Source organism: Streptomyces sp. NPDC008137 (assembly GCF_042957035.1).
In the GTDB taxonomy this organism is placed as follows: Bacteria; Actinomycetota; Actinomycetes; order Streptomycetales; family Streptomycetaceae; genus Streptomyces.
In genome coordinates, this window is sequence record NZ_JBIBHN010000003.1 from 453344 (window position 1) to 466485 (window position 13142).

Below are 13142 nucleotides of genomic sequence, written 5' to 3' on the forward strand. Positions count from 1 at the left end.
CTGTACCGGTGCGTAGGAAAGCCTGTCAGCGGTCGTCTGCGTCACGTCCCCGTGACCGTTCCGCCGGGAATACGACGGGGTCGTGACGGTGGCCGTTCTGCCGTTCCTCCATCTCCTTGATCGTGTCCTGGAGCTCCGATCTGATCCAGTCGCGGGTGGCGACCTCGCCCAGGCCGATCCGCAGGGCGGCGATCTCGCGGGTCAGGTACTCGGTGTCCGCGATCGACCGCTCGTTCTGCTTGCGGTCCTGCTCCAGATTGACCCGGTCGCGGTCGTCCTGCCGGTTCTGCGCGAGCAGGATCAGCGGGGCGGCGTAGGAGGCCTGGAGCGACAGCATCAGCGTCAGGAAGATGAACGGGTACTCGTCGAAGCGCAGGTCGCGCGGGGCGAGGCTGTTCCAGGCCACCCACAGGACGATGGCGGCCGTCATCCAGACGAGGAACCGGCCCGTGCCGAGGAAGCGCGCGATGCGTTCCGACATCCGCCCGAAGGCCTCGGGGTCGTACTCGGGCAGGAACCGGTGCTTGGGCACACCGGGCTGGTCGAGCCGGGTCGCGCGCGGCCGGCTCGCGGCCGTGGCGCCGGCCGGCGTGCGCTCGCGCAGGGTCTCGCGCTCAGGAACCATCGGTCGGCACCTCCTCGTCCAGATGGAACTCGGTCTCCCGCCAGTCCTCGGGCAGCATGTGGTCCAGGACGTCGTCCACGGTCACCGCGCCCAGCAGCGCCCCCGCCTCGTCGACCACGGGCGCCGCGACCATGTCGTACGTGGCGAAGAACCCGGCGATGGCCGGCAGATCCGCCTCGGGGTCCAGCGGTTGCAGGTCGCTGTCCAGGATCGAGCTGACCAGCGAGGGCGGTGGCTCGCGCAGCAGGCGCTGGAAATGGACCGTGCCCAGGTACTTGCCGGTCGGCGTCTCGTCCGGCGGGCGGCAGACGTAGACCTGGGCGGCGAGGGCGGGGGAGAGGTCGGGCTCGCGGATGCGGGCGAGGGCGTCGGCGACGGAGGCGTCCGGGCGCAGCACGATCGGCTCGGTGGTCATCAGACCGCCCGCGGTGCGTTCCTCGTACGACATCAGGCGTCGCATGTCGGCCGCGTCGCCGGGCTGCATCAGGTTCAGCAGCCGCTCCTGCTCGTCCGTCGGCAGCTCGCCCAGCAGGTCGGCCGCGTCGTCCGGGTCCATGGCCTCCAGGACGTCGGCGGCGCGCTCCTCCTTCAGCTTGCCGAGGATCTCGATCTGGTCGTCCTCCGGCAGCTCCTCCAGGACGTCGGCGAGCCTGTCGTCGTCTAGGGCGGCGGCGACCTCGGCGCGGCGCTTGGGGGAGAGATGGTGCAGGACGTTGGCCAGGTCGGCGGCGCGCAACTGCTCGAACGTGGCGAGCAGGCTCTCGGCGCCCTGCCCCTGCTCCTCCAGGGAGAAGCCGGTGACGGCGGTCCACTCGACGGTCAGCGCCTCCCCCTTGGCCCGCCGGAAGGCACTGCCCTTCCTGCCCTTGCGGACGAAGACCCGGTCGATCTCCCACTCCCGGCGGGCCGGCAGCTGATGCACCGACAGGTCGAGGACGGTGACGTCCTCGCCGGTCTCGGTGAGCGTCACGCGCCGGTCCAGCAGCTCCCCGAAGACCAGCCGCTCGGTGGGCCGCTGCTCGAAGCGCCGGACGTTGAGCACGCCGGTGGTGATGACCTGTCCCGACTGGATGGCGGTGACCCGGGTCATGGGCAGGAAGATGCGGCGGCGGGTGGCGAGTTCGACGACCAGGCCGAGCAGTCTCGGCGGCCGCTGACCCACCCGCAGCATGACGACCAGATCGCGCACCCGCCCCACCTGGTCACCCGCGGGGTCGAAGACGGCGACACCGGAGAGGTGCGATACGAAGATCCGGGGGGCGCCCGCTGCCATGGCCGCGGCTCCTTTTCGTGCGGGGTGTTTCCTGGTGCCTGTCGCTGTGCCTGTCGCTGTGCCGGTCCGTGTATCCGTCTGTTCCGAATTGCCCGCTCGGGTGGGCTTCAGGCTAGCCCGTCCCGATCGGCGGCGCGTCGGCGGGCGGTCCGGACGGACTGGCTCCGACCTGCCCGCACGTGCCCGGTACCCTGCGGTACGCCGTTCAGGTCTCCCCGCAGAGAGGCAGCTCCACCTGTGACTCCGATTCGCCACGGCCGAAGCCGTAGTGCCGTCCTCGCGAGCGCGATGTGCGCGCTGCTCGTGACGGGGACGGTGCTCACCGGCTGCGCGGAGGATCCGAACGAGGGCACCAACGGGGTCGGCAGACTGCCCGCCGGGAAGATCCAGACCAAGACCCGTGCCGCCGCCGAGTCCGCCGGGGCGGTCCGGGTGCACGGCAGCGTCGTCAGCGGAGAGAAGACGTACGCGCTCGACATGCGGCTGAAGGACGACGGCGGCCAGGGATCGGTCACCACCGAGGGGACGACCTTCCAGGTACTGCGCATCGGTGAGCAGCTCTTCGTCAAGGCCGACGCCGAGTTCTGGACTCACGGTGACGGCCAGGGCGAGGGCGGCAAGGGGGACGCGGCGGCGGCCTCCAAGCTCGGCGGAAAGTTCGTGAAGGTGCCGCAGGGCGACCCGGCGTACAAGAAGTTCAGTGGTTTCACGGACAAGGGTGTCCTCCTCGACGGTCTGCTGACCCTGCACGGCACCCTCGCGACGGACGGCCACGAGGAGCAGGCGGGCGTCCGCACCATCCGCATCACGGGTGACAAGGGCTCCGGCGGCGCCCTGGAGGTGTCCCTCGAAGGCAAGCCGTATCCGCTGCGCCTGGAGCGGGCGGGCGGCGCGGGCACGCTCACGTTCTCCGCCTGGGGAGAGGACTTCTCCCTCAGGGAGCCGGAGCGCAACGAGACGGTGGACTACGGCAAGCAGCTGCCGACGTCGTAGGCCCGGGACGTCAGGTCCGTTTGCGCTTCTTCAGCAGCAGGCGGGGCAGCCCCGCCGGAATCGGCCGGCGGGTGATCGCCGGGGACGGCAGGGGCGGCTCGGACAGGGAGCCGTCGGGCAGGGGTGCCGTCGTCCCGGTCGGTTCCAGGCGCAGCACCCGGCACTCGCGGGCCCAGCGGCCTGTCATGGCCTCGCCATCGGGCGCGTTCAGCCGTTTGCCCTTGAGCTCGCCGACCGTCGCGTCCCACGCCTCGGAGCCCGGCGCGAGCTCGGTGACCAGGGCCGTCCAGGAGACCAGCCGGCCTCCCTTGTCCTTGCTGCGGACCGTCACCCTGGCCTCGGCGCCGTCGTCGAGGCCAGGCAGCGGCTGCTCGCCCGGCCCGTCGCCGATCAGGCACGCGGCACCCTCGTGCCACACGTGCCAGAGCGCACGCGCCGGGCCGTCCGGGCCCTGGACCCAGACGAGGCCGGACTTCTTGGTGGCCTCCTCGATCAGGGCCTGGTCGAGCAGGTCGTTCGTCATGGGCCCCAGCCTATCCAGGCCGCTCACAGCCACCCGTTCCGCTTCAGCGTGCGGTGGATGCCCAGGCAGATGACCACGGTGATACCCATGATCACCGGGTAGCCGTACCGCCAGTGCAGCTCCGGCATGTGGTCGAAGTTCATGCCGTAGACGCCGCAGACCATCGTCGGTACGGCGATGATGGCCGCCCAGGAGGTGATCTTCCGCATGTCCTCGTTCTGCGCCACGGACGCCTGCGCGAGGTTGGCCTGGAGGATGGAGTTGAGCAGCTCGTCGAAGCCGAGGACCTGCTCCTGGACCCGGGCCAGGTGGTCGGCGACGTCCCGGAAGTACTTCTGGATGTCCGGGTCGATCAGCCGCATCGGCCGCTCGCTCAGCAGCTGCATGGGCCGCAGCAGCGGCGACACGGCCCGCTTGAACTCCAGTACCTCGCGCTTGAGCTGGTAGATCCGGCCGGCGTCCGAACCGCGCGGCGAGCCCTTGCGCCCCGGGGAGAACACCTCGGTCTCGACCTCGTCGATGTCGTCCTGCACCGCGTCGGCGACCGCGATGTAGCCGTCGACGACGTGGTCGGCGATGGCGTGCAGCACGGCCGAGGGGCCCTTGGCGAGCAGCTCGGGGTCGTCCTGGAGGCGGTGCCTGAGGGCCCGCAGGGAACCCTGCCCGCCGTGCCGGACGGTGATGAAGAAGTCCCGTCCGGTGAAGCACATGACCTCGCCGGTCTCGACGACCTCGCTGTTGGCGTCGAGCTGGTCGTGCTCCACGTAGTGGATGGTCTTGAAGACGGTGAAGAGCGAGTCGTCGTAGCGCTCCAGCTTGGGCCGCTGGTGGGCCTGGACGGCGTCCTCCACGGCCAGCGGGTGCAGCCCGAACTCACCGGCGATGCCGGAGAATTCGGCCTCCGTCGGCTCGTGCAGGCCGATCCAGACGAAGCCTCCGTCGCGGCGTACCAGGCGCACCGCCTCGTGCGGCGTGAGCGGGGTCTCGGTCTCGACGCGGCGGCCGTCCCGGTAGATGGCGCAGTCGACCACGGCGGTGGCCGTCGCCGGGCTGCGGGTGGCGTCGTACGTGCCACCGTCCTTGCGCAGCGAGACGCGGGACGGGCGGACCACGGCGCGCAGGTCGCGAATCATCGACATGGCGGGCTCCTTCGCGGGGAGGGCAACGAAAGGCGCCGGCGACGACGGGTGGAACTACCCGGAATGAGGACGTAGAGACTGCGGATGTTTGGCACGTCCACAAAGCGGGGAGCACCGCACCGTCGCGGTGGCGGGCTTCGTTACTGATTCAGCTACTGAGGCAGATCAGGAAAAACGAAACGAAGCGCTCTTCCGCGGTGAAGCGAGTGCGAGAGGTGGCGGCCGGCCAGAGAGACAGAGCGGCTACATCAGCGGCGGGAGAGCGTGGTGCTACTGCACGGTCGACTTCGATCCATTGCAGCCCCACCTCCTCCGGCCGGTCCCTCGTAAGGGAGATCCATCGGCGTCGGGGCTTGATCGCGACGCTTCTGCGTGCTGCCCCGAACCACCGGGCAAGAGTAGCAGCCGACAAAACTGTCAAGGTGCTCCTTTGCCCGCTACTGACGAGTTCTATGCTCACCGCATGGCTGATGTTCTTCCTCTGGTCGAGGCCCGGTTGCGTAGCGCGCTGGGCGAACCGGACGCGCGCGCGGCAGTGACGTTCCTCGGTACGGACCGCATCGAGGTGCTGCGTTTCCAGGAGGGCGACATCGCCCGCTACGCCACGCTCGGCATGTCCGCGCAGCCGATGACGGAGCCCACGGCGACGGTCGCCGACCCGGTCAAGGGGCCGCGCGCGGAGCTGGTCCTGTCGGTCCGCGCGGGGCTCGCCGAGACGGACAAGGTGCTCCGTCCGCTCGCCGTTCTCGCCGCGTCTCCGCAGGTGGAGGGGCTGATCGTGGCCCCCGGCGCCTCCCTCGACGTCGGTGAGCCGCTGTGGCCCGGAGCCCCCTTCACCTCGGTCCTGGTCGCCGAGCCGGGCGGCCTGGTCGAGGACCTGGAGCTCGACGAACCCCTCGACCCCGTACGGTTCCTGCCGCTGCTGCCGATGACCCCGAACGAGGCCGCCTGGAAGCGGGTGCACGGCGCCCAGGCGCTCCAGGAGCGGTGGCTGAACCAGGGGACGGACCTCCGGGATCCGTCCCGGAAGTCCGTCCCGCTGGAGTGAGCCTGAGTGAGGTCTGAGTGAGGAACCTCACCAACCCATGGCCGAAAAGCATCAGTTGGCTCAGCCGGCTGAGTCGGCGAACACGGTGACGCTGTCCTCGGTCGCGTGCTTCGGCTCCAGTTCCTCGGCCTCGTGGGTGAGGGCCTTGCGGCGTACGACCACGACCGCGGCACCCAGTACGGCCGTGACGGCCGCGACCACGAACGGGATGTGGAGATCGGTCCACTCCTCGATCCTCGGTGCGAAGAACGGGGCGGCCGCCGCCGCGAACCAGCGCACGAAGTTGTAGCCCGCGCTCGCCACCGGCCGGGGCGCGTCCGAGACGCCGAGCGCCAGCTCCGTGTAGACGGTGTTGTTCACGCCGATGAAGGCACCGGACAGGATCGTGCAGACGACGGCCGTGGTGTGGTCGCCGTAGCCGAGTACGAGCACGTCGGCCGCGAGCAGTACCAGGGAACCGCCGAGCACCCTCAGCGAGCCGAACCGCTTCTGCAGGCGGGGCGCCACGATCACCGAGAACACGGCGAGCAGCACACCCCAGGCGAAGAACACCGCGCCCGACCGGTACGGGCTCATGTTCAGCACGAACGGGGTGAAGGCCAGCACGGTGAAGAACGTGTAGTTGTAGAAGAACGCCGAGATCGCCGCGGAGGCGAGGCCGCCGTGGCCGAGGGCCTTGAGCGGGTCCAGGAGCGAGGTCTTGCGGGCCGGCTTCGGCTGCTCCCTCAGGAACACCGCGATGCACAGGAAGCCGACGGCCATCAGGAAGGCCGTGCCGAAGAACGGGTAGCGCCAGCTGGCGTCGCCGAGCAGGGCGCCCAGCAGCGGACCGCAGGCCATGCCGAGGCCGAGGGCCGACTCGTACAGCAGGATCGCCGCCGCGCTGCCGCCCGCCGCCGCTCCGACGATGACCGCGAGGGCCGTCGAGACGAACAGCGCGTTGCCGAGGCCCCAGCCGGCCCGGAATCCGACCAGCTCGCCGACGGATCCGGAGGTGCCCGACAGTCCTGCGAAGACCACGACCAGGGCGAGGCCGAGCAGCAGGGTCTTCCTGCCGCCGATGCGGCTGGAGACGAAGCCGGTGACCAGCATCGCGATCGCGGTGATGAGGAAGTACGAGGTGAACAGCAGGGAGACCTGGCCGGCCGAGGCGTTCAGGCCCGAGGCGATGGACGGCAGGATCGGGTCGACGAGTCCGATGCCCATGAAGGCGACGACCGACGCTCCGGCGGTCGCCCACACGGACTTGGGCTGCTTGAGGAGGCCGCCCGCTCCGGCGTCGAAGGGGTCCATTGCTTGCTCCCTTTCCCGAGACGAGGTAGTTGGTATATACACATACTAAGTTAGTCATGCTAACTAATGCAAGCTGCATCTAGTTCAGGGGTGAAGGGTTCCGTCCGGTTGGGTGATCGTCCTTGACGCGGCGGGGCGGGGGTAGGACCGTGGGGCCCTATGAGGGGCGAACCCAGTTGCCCGAAGTGCGGTGGCCGGGTCAGGGCTCCCGGCCTCTTCTCCGACTCCTGGCAGTGCGATGTGCACGGCACCGTCCATCCGGTGCAGCCCGTGATACCGCCGAGCGTCGACGCCCTCAACGTCGTGGTGCACCGGACTCAGGTGCCGGTGTGGATGCCCTGGCCGCTGCCGGTCGGCTGGCTTTTCACGGGCGTGGCCTGTGCGGGCGACGATCGTACGGGCGGCCGCGCCACGGCCGTGGCCTGCACGGGACCCGGGCCGCTCGGCGGGATGGGCGAGCTGATCCTGGTGGCCGAGGAGTTGGGTGTCGGCCTCGGTGCGCGGTACGCGGGTATCGACGGTCCGGACCCGGGGCCGTCCATGGATGTCGGCAAGCCGGCTCACGCGAAGGTGCTCGCCGCGGGGCGGCCGACGCCGCTGTGGCATGTCTCCGGCGCGCCGGGCGATCGAGCCGTTTTCGCCGGTGAGGCGCTCGGGATGTGGCTGTGGGCGGTGGTCTGGCCCGAGCAGTCGGGGTTGCTGATGTACGACGAGCTGGTGCTGGCGGATGTGCGGGACGCGGGGGCGGAGGTGGAGTTGGTGCCGTGCGGGGCGTTGTCGCCGCGCTTGCTTCAGCCGTAGCGCCTCGGGGTGGGGGGCTCGGGTGCGCGGGCGGCTGCGGGTGGGTTGTGGCTGGTCGCGCAGTTCCCCGCGCCCCTGAAGGCTGTTGGTGTAGGGGGCGCTTTGGGGATTTGGGTGTGACATCGGACGTTGAAAATCCGGTTATCCTTGAGCAGCCCTGTTCGTCCGTCGGTGTCTGGAGTCCGTGTCGTGCGTATCGATCTGCACACCCACTCCACCGCTTCCGATGGCACGGACACCCCGGCCGAGCTGGTGCGTAAGGCCGCCGCGGCCGGGCTGGACGTCGTCGCGCTCACCGATCACGACACCACTCGCGGGCACGCCGAGGCGATCGCCGCGCTGCCCGAGGGGCTGGCGCTGGTCACCGGGGCCGAGCTCTCCTGCCGGCTCGACGGCATCAGCATGCACATGCTCGCCTACCTCTTCGACGCCGAGGAGCCGGCGCTGCTCGCCGAGCGTGAGCTGGTCCGGGACGACCGGGTGCCCCGGGCCCAGGGCATGATCGCCAAGCTTCAGGCGCTGGGCGTGCCCGTGACCTGGGAGCAGGTGGCGCGGATCGCCGGTGACGGGTCCGTCGGGCGTCCGCATGTCGCGACCGCGCTCGTCGAGCTGGGTGTAGTGCCGACCGTGAACGACGCCTTCAGCCCGGACTGGCTGGCCGACGGCGGCCGGGCCTTCGTCGAGAAGCACGAGACCGATCCCTTCGAGGCGATCCGGCTGGTCAAGGCCGCGGGCGGGGTCGCCGTGTTCGCGCACCCCGGGGCGAGCAAGCGGGGTCGTACGGTGCCGGAGGCCGCGATCGCCGAGATGGCGGCGGCCGGGCTGGACGGTGTCGAGGTCGACCACATGGAGCACGACGCGGACACGCGGGCGCGGCTGCGGGGGCTGGCGAAGGAGCTGGGGCTCCTGGTGACCGGGTCCTCGGACTATCACGGCAGCCGGAAGACGTGTGTGCTCGGGGAGTACACGACGGATCCCGAGGTGTACGGGGAGATCACTCGGCGGGCCTTCGGGGCGTTTCCCGTGCCGGGGGCCGGCGGAGCTGTCTGAGGTCTCTCTCCTGTAGGTCCGTTCTCAGGCACTCGGCGCTGTCCGCTGTGCCCACCCGTTCCGCCGTGAAGGCCATCACTCATGTTCGAACTCGCCGTCTTCGGCTCCCTCTTCCTCACCCTCTTCGTCATCATGGATCCCCCCGGGATCACCCCGATCTTCCTCGCGCTCACCGCCGGCCGGCCCGCCAAGGTGCAGAAACGGATGGCCTTCCAGGCCGTCTGTGTCGCCGGTGGGGTGATCACCGTGTTCGGGCTGCTCGGGCACCAGATCCTCGACTACCTGCATGTCTCCGTGCCCGCGCTGATGATCGCGGGTGGGCTGCTGCTTCTGCTGATCGCGCTCGATCTGCTCACCGGGAAGACCGACGAGCCGAAGCAGACCAAGGACGTCAACGTCGCCCTGGTGCCGCTGGGCATGCCGCTGCTGGCCGGGCCGGGGGCGATCGTGTCGGTCATCCTCGCCGTGCAGAAGGCGCACAGCGTCGCCGCGCAGGTGTCCGTGTGGGCGGCGATCCTCGCCATCCATGTCGTGCTGTGGCTGGTGATGCGCTACTCGCTGGTGATCATCCGGATCATCAAGGACGGCGGTGTGGTCCTGGTGACACGGCTCGCGGGCATGATGCTGTCCGCGATCGCCGTGCAGCAGATCATCAACGGCGTCACACAGGTGATCCAGGGCAGCTGACCGGACGTCTCACGTCCGGCCGAGCACCGAGCCGATCGCACCCGCCGAACCCTCGTGTGCGAGGTACTCGTCGATCTTGTGCGCACGGTCGCGGCCGTTGGGGACGGCGAGCTGGGTGAGCTTGCCCCAGCGCTCGTCCTCCAACGGGCAGCCGATGGCCACCCCGTCGGTGGGGCACCAGACATTGACCCAGTCACGCACCCGGGGCGGCCGGTGCGGGCCGCGGGCGAGGAGCCGTTCGTTGACGCCGTCCAGGCCGAGCGGGCTGCCCGCAGTGACGAGCAGGACCGGGTCGAGGCCGTCCGGCAGCCGGGTCAGCAGGTCCAGGCCGACGACCGTGCCCAGGCTGTGCGTGACCAGCACCAGTTCGCCGGTGCTGGGCATGGTCTCCATGACGCTGTCCAGTACGGACTGCCGTACGGCGCTGTCGCCGAGGTACAGGTCGACGTCCCGCAGGAACGTGGCGATGGTCCACTCGTCCAGGTCGGACCGTGCGGCCAGCCAGCTGAGCGGCCGGTGCAGCGTCCCGACCAGGCCCGCCCCGAAGCCCTCGGTGGTCGCCGGGCCGTTCCGCGGCATGCCGGCCCGGGCGGCCGCCTCGAAGAGCAGCCGGTCGTAGGAACCGGTCGGCGACTTCGCGGCGAAGATCTCGGCGGCAGCGGCGGCGCTCACCTCGTCCAGGCCGATGGCCTCGGCCGTGCTCTCCGTGCCGGTCACGAGGTTGTGCAGTTTCGTGCCGTAGAAGGGGAACCACACGTCGCGCGGGTCGATCGGGGGCAGGGACGCGAGGGTGAGTCCGCGGTTCAGGCCCGCCGTCCATTCCCGGCGGAGGAACTCGGGATCCTTGCCGTGCTGGTCCCTGCCGTGCAGGAAGACCAGGTGGCGGCGGCCGCCGAAGGCGGTACTCCGGGCCGGGCGTCCGGTCTTGGGCTGCTGGGCATCGCTCCCGCTCTCCGTTGCCGGAGTGAGGGAGACCGGTGGAGGAGTGCTGCCGGGGAGCGCCGACGCGGTGAGCGCGGCCGTGTTCTGGTCCAGCCCCGAGTCCGGGCCCATCTCGGTCAGCAGGGCGCGCCGTGCCGAATCGAGGTCCAGCCGGGCCAGGTGCTTGAGGATCGAGCTGATGCGGACGCCCTCGTTGGCGACCCACTCGATCGCGTCGTCGCCGTCTCCCTCGCGCCAGGGCTGCCCGTCCCTGCGCAGGACGCGGCCCTGGCGGTCTTTCTTCGGCACGCCGCTGTGGTGCAGGGCCACGACCTCCCACTGGTCGTTGAAGACCGGGGAGCCGGAGTTGCCGGGGCGCGTGTCGGTCCGGTAGTGGACGAAGTCGTCGAGCCGTACCAAGACCGCGTTGTCGCGCAGAACGATCTCCTTGAGGCGCCCGTCCGGGTGACCGATGATGTTCACCTTCTCGCCCAGCACCAGCTTGCCGATCTGCACACTGAGCCGGTTCCAGCCGAAGATCTCGCCCGGCGGGCGGCCGTCCGGGGCGGGGGTGACCGCGACGAGGGCGAAGTCCAGCCGTCTGTCCGCGGCGAAGAAGGTCCCGGGGTCGAGCTCCATGCGGACGGCGGTGTCGGGCACGTTGTCGACTGTGACCTGGGCGTTGAACTCGGCGAAGCACCGGCGGGCGAAGCTTTCGTCGGGCAGCACGTGGTGGTTGGTCAGCATCAGCCGCGGCGACACCAGGAAGCCGGTGCCGTGCGGAAGCTCACGGCCGTCGCGGCGCAGGGTGATCCGGGCGACCGAGGACCCGGCCCTGACCCCGCGCGGCAGGAAGCTCCAGGCCTGGAGCTCGTTGGACAGGTCGATGATGCGTTCGTTGGTGTCGGGCAGGTCCATGGCCTCGCCATGGATGTCCGCCACGACCGCCGAGGGCGACAGACCGCCCCGCTCGAGAATCCGGCCGGCGCGCACGGCGAGCGCGTCCGGGGCGTCCGGGAACCGCACGCCCGCAGCCAGCCTGGACTCGATCCGCTCACGCTCCGCGGTGGAGTCGTCGTACCGCCGCGCGGCCTCGGCCGCGGCCTGTTCCCGCAGCTCCCCGTTCGACCGGCCCGCCTCGTCCATGCGTCCCACCGTCCTGTCCGCTCTCGCTGGGCCCCTCAGCCAGTACGCCCCCGGTCACAGCGGTCCGCAACAGCGACAGCCCCCGCGCGGCCGGTGCCGGGCGGGGGCTGTCGAAGTGGGGGAGAGCTGCGCGCGTTATGAGGCCGTGGTCCCGGCCGGGCGGATCCAGAGGCGCTGCCCGGTGGCGGCGGCCTGCTGAACGATCCGGTTGACGGAGGCGGCGTCCACGACGGTCGTGTCCACGGGCGTGCCGTCGACATCGTCGAGGTGCATGATTTCGAAGCGCAAGGGCTTCTCCCTTCGTCTGGTCATCCTCCTGAGGAGAACTACTCGGTGTGGCGGCCCACGAGGCTTCGGTGCCCGGTGTTCCGTATGGGTCAACAGAACAGCGTGGATGAAACATTCCCTACGCTAAGGAAATTTTTCGAACGGCTAATTACCGAGCCGTAAGAGTGTCGTTACGGGACCGACCGGGACCAGTTGTGTTCGCAGCGTGACCGCCGGGACACGGGACAATGGAAGTGATGAACGACGACCTCGCGGCCCTGAGCGCCCGCATCGACCGCACCAACGAGCTGCTCCAGCGCATGCTCGCCGAGGTGGCGAAGACACCCTCGACCCATGCGATCTTCGTCGATGCCGGGTACCTCTACGCGGCCGCGGGGCGGCTCGTCGCCGGTACGGAGGACCGCCGCGCCTTCGATCTGGACGCCGAGGGCCTGATCGACGCGCTCATCGACAAGGCCCGCACGATCTTCGCGGACAGCAGGCTGCTGCGGGTCTACTGGTACGACGGCGCCCGCCGCCGCATCCACACGGCGGAGCAGCAGACCATCGCGGAGCTGCCGGACGTGAAGGTGCGCCTCGGCAACCTGAACGCCAACAACCAGCAGAAGGGCGTCGACTCGCTCATCCGCTCCGACCTGGAGTCACTCGCCCGGCACCGCGCCATCAGCGACGCCGCCCTGCTCGGCGGCGACGAGGACCTGGTGTCGGCGGTGGAAGCGGCGCAGGGCTACGGCGCCCGCGTCCACCTGTGGGGCATCGAGGCGCCGGAGGGCCGCAACCAGGCGGAGCCCCTGCTCTGGGAGGTCGACAGCCAGCGCACCCTCGACCTCGACTTCTTCAAGCCGTACGTCTCCCGCCGCACGGGCGCCGCCTACGAGGCGACCACAGGCCGGCCGACCCGCGAGGACGTGCGCTTCGTGGGAGCCCAGATCGCGGCGAAGTGGCTGGCGGCACGCGGCCGGGACACGCTGGGGGAGCTGCTGCACGGCCACCCCTATCTGCCCGGTTCGGTCGACCAGGACCTGCTCGTGGAGGCGGAGGGCCTGTTGCAGTACTCGCTGCGCGGGCAGGCCGACCTGCGGCGCGCCCTGCGGGACGGGTTCTGGGAGCATCTGCGGGCGCAGTACTAAAGGGTGTTGCAGAAGGCTTGGTGGCGGGCATGGCTGAGCAACGCCTGACGTGCTGTTTCACCCGGCTAGGGCGAGGTTGTGCATGGTGGCGACGGCCTGGACGGCGTGATGGAGGCCGTCTCCTTTCTGGCGGCAGTCGCGGAGGATCTTCCAGTTCTTCATCCGGGCGAACGTGTGCTCGACGCGGGCACGCACGCGCCGGTGCTCGGCATTGTCTTCCTCCTG

Annotated in this window: 14 protein-coding genes; 6 read left to right on the plus strand and 8 right to left on the minus strand. The window is 70.1% G+C overall.

Going from position 1 to position 13142, the window contains the following annotated elements; all coding sequences use genetic code 11:
* Nucleotides 1–25 precede the first annotated feature (25 nt).
* Both ACFZBT_RS08115 and ACFZBT_RS08120 read right to left on the minus strand, forming a co-directional pair.
* On the minus strand, nt 26–625 hold the full coding sequence (locus ACFZBT_RS08115; protein WP_261680004.1) for a DUF1003 domain-containing protein: 600 nt from the start codon (nt 623–625) through the stop codon (nt 26–28).
* Nucleotides 615–1898 carry a magnesium transporter MgtE N-terminal domain-containing protein gene (locus ACFZBT_RS08120; protein ID WP_391099811.1) on the minus strand — a complete coding sequence of 428 codons (1284 nt, stop codon included), beginning with the start codon at nt 1896–1898 and terminating at the stop codon, nt 615–617. The genes ACFZBT_RS08115 and ACFZBT_RS08120 overlap by 11 nt, the downstream gene beginning before the upstream one ends.
* A 237-nt stretch (nt 1899–2135) precedes the next feature.
* Between ACFZBT_RS08120 and ACFZBT_RS08125 the strand changes: the two genes are divergently transcribed.
* On the plus strand, nt 2136–2891 hold the full coding sequence (locus ACFZBT_RS08125; RefSeq protein WP_391099814.1) for a hypothetical protein: 756 nt from the start codon (nt 2136–2138) through the stop codon (nt 2889–2891).
* A gap of 10 nt (nt 2892–2901) precedes the next feature.
* On the opposite strand, the gene ACFZBT_RS08130 is transcribed toward ACFZBT_RS08125, so the two are convergent.
* Nucleotides 2902–3414: a hypothetical protein gene (locus ACFZBT_RS08130; RefSeq protein WP_391099817.1), complete on the minus strand. Its 513-nt coding sequence runs from the start codon at nt 3412–3414 to the stop codon at nt 2902–2904.
* Nucleotides 3415–3437: 23 nt separating this feature from the next.
* A complete protein-coding gene (locus ACFZBT_RS08135) occupies nt 3438–4553 on the minus strand; it encodes a CorA family divalent cation transporter (RefSeq protein ID WP_391099820.1) in 1116 nt (371 codons plus the stop codon).
* 463 nt (nt 4554–5016) lie between these two features.
* Here ACFZBT_RS08135 and ACFZBT_RS08140 point away from each other — a divergent pair, with 463 nt between their 5' ends.
* Nucleotides 5017–5601 (plus strand): suppressor of fused domain protein, encoded by a 585-nt coding sequence (locus tag ACFZBT_RS08140; RefSeq protein ID WP_391099823.1) that lies wholly within the window; start codon nt 5017–5019, stop codon nt 5599–5601.
* 60 nt (nt 5602–5661) lie between these two features.
* Here the strand turns inward: ACFZBT_RS08140 and ACFZBT_RS08145 are convergent, their stop codons facing one another.
* On the minus strand, nt 5662–6894 hold the full coding sequence (locus ACFZBT_RS08145; RefSeq protein ID WP_391099826.1) for an MFS transporter: 1233 nt from the start codon (nt 6892–6894) through the stop codon (nt 5662–5664).
* A 159-nt stretch (nt 6895–7053) separates the two neighbouring features.
* Here ACFZBT_RS08145 and ACFZBT_RS08150 point away from each other — a divergent pair, with 159 nt between their 5' ends.
* The 3 genes from ACFZBT_RS08150 to ACFZBT_RS08160 all read left to right on the plus strand — a co-directional run bounded on the left by ACFZBT_RS08150 (nt 7054) and on the right by ACFZBT_RS08160 (nt 9432).
* The gene (locus ACFZBT_RS08150) at nt 7054–7695 is read left to right on the plus strand and encodes a DUF6758 family protein (RefSeq protein ID WP_391099830.1); all 642 of its coding nucleotides are present in this window, start codon (nt 7054–7056) and stop codon (nt 7693–7695) included.
* 189 nt (nt 7696–7884) lie between these two features.
* On the plus strand, nt 7885–8745 hold the full coding sequence (locus ACFZBT_RS08155) for a PHP domain-containing protein (RefSeq protein ID WP_391099833.1): 861 nt from the start codon (nt 7885–7887) through the stop codon (nt 8743–8745).
* Between the two features lie 81 nt (nt 8746–8826).
* Nucleotides 8827–9432 (plus strand): MarC family protein, encoded by a 606-nt coding sequence (locus tag ACFZBT_RS08160; RefSeq protein ID WP_215118667.1) that lies wholly within the window; start codon nt 8827–8829, stop codon nt 9430–9432.
* Nucleotides 9433–9441: 9 nt separating this feature from the next.
* Here ACFZBT_RS08160 and ACFZBT_RS08165 read toward each other — a convergent pair whose 3' ends face one another.
* Nucleotides 9442–11499 (minus strand): trypsin-like peptidase domain-containing protein, encoded by a 2058-nt coding sequence (locus tag ACFZBT_RS08165; protein WP_391099837.1) that lies wholly within the window; start codon nt 11497–11499, stop codon nt 9442–9444.
* Nucleotides 11500–11634: 135 nt separating this feature from the next.
* Entirely contained in the window at nt 11635–11787 is a 153-nt protein-coding gene (locus ACFZBT_RS08170) for a hypothetical protein (protein WP_010047718.1), read from the minus strand.
* A 236-nt stretch (nt 11788–12023) separates the two neighbouring features.
* Here ACFZBT_RS08170 and ACFZBT_RS08175 point away from each other — a divergent pair, with 236 nt between their 5' ends.
* Nucleotides 12024–12917: an NYN domain-containing protein gene (locus ACFZBT_RS08175; RefSeq protein ID WP_391099841.1), complete on the plus strand. Its 894-nt coding sequence runs from the start codon at nt 12024–12026 to the stop codon at nt 12915–12917.
* Between the two features lie 57 nt (nt 12918–12974).
* Here the strand turns inward: ACFZBT_RS08175 and ACFZBT_RS08180 are convergent.
* A partial coding sequence (locus tag ACFZBT_RS08180; RefSeq protein WP_391099896.1) for a transposase occupies nt 12975–13142 on the minus strand: 168 nt, incomplete at its 5' end.

What these genes read in the sequence shown, in the direction of transcription:
- ACFZBT_RS08140 (WP_391099823.1), top strand. Translation starts at nt 5,017, where the DNA reads ATGGCTGATGTTCTTCCTCTGGTCGAGGCCCGGTTGCGTAGCGCGCTG.
- ACFZBT_RS08120 (WP_391099811.1), bottom strand. Translation starts at nt 1,898, where the DNA reads ATGGCAGCGGGCGCCCCCCGGATCTTCGTATCGCACCTCTCCGGTGTC.
- ACFZBT_RS08130 (WP_391099817.1), bottom strand. Translation starts at nt 3,414, where the DNA reads ATGACGAACGACCTGCTCGACCAGGCCCTGATCGAGGAGGCCACCAAG.
- ACFZBT_RS08165 (WP_391099837.1), bottom strand. Translation starts at nt 11,499, where the DNA reads ATGGACGAGGCGGGCCGGTCGAACGGGGAGCTGCGGGAACAGGCCGCG.
- ACFZBT_RS08150 (WP_391099830.1), top strand. Translation starts at nt 7,054, where the DNA reads ATGAGGGGCGAACCCAGTTGCCCGAAGTGCGGTGGCCGGGTCAGGGCT.
- ACFZBT_RS08145 (WP_391099826.1), bottom strand. Translation starts at nt 6,894, where the DNA reads ATGGACCCCTTCGACGCCGGAGCGGGCGGCCTCCTCAAGCAGCCCAAG.
- ACFZBT_RS08135 (WP_391099820.1), bottom strand. Translation starts at nt 4,553, where the DNA reads ATGTCGATGATTCGCGACCTGCGCGCCGTGGTCCGCCCGTCCCGCGTC.
- ACFZBT_RS08175 (WP_391099841.1), top strand. Translation starts at nt 12,024, where the DNA reads ATGAACGACGACCTCGCGGCCCTGAGCGCCCGCATCGACCGCACCAAC.
- ACFZBT_RS08115 (WP_261680004.1), bottom strand. Translation starts at nt 625, where the DNA reads ATGGTTCCTGAGCGCGAGACCCTGCGCGAGCGCACGCCGGCCGGCGCC.
- ACFZBT_RS08160 (WP_215118667.1), top strand. Translation starts at nt 8,827, where the DNA reads ATGTTCGAACTCGCCGTCTTCGGCTCCCTCTTCCTCACCCTCTTCGTC.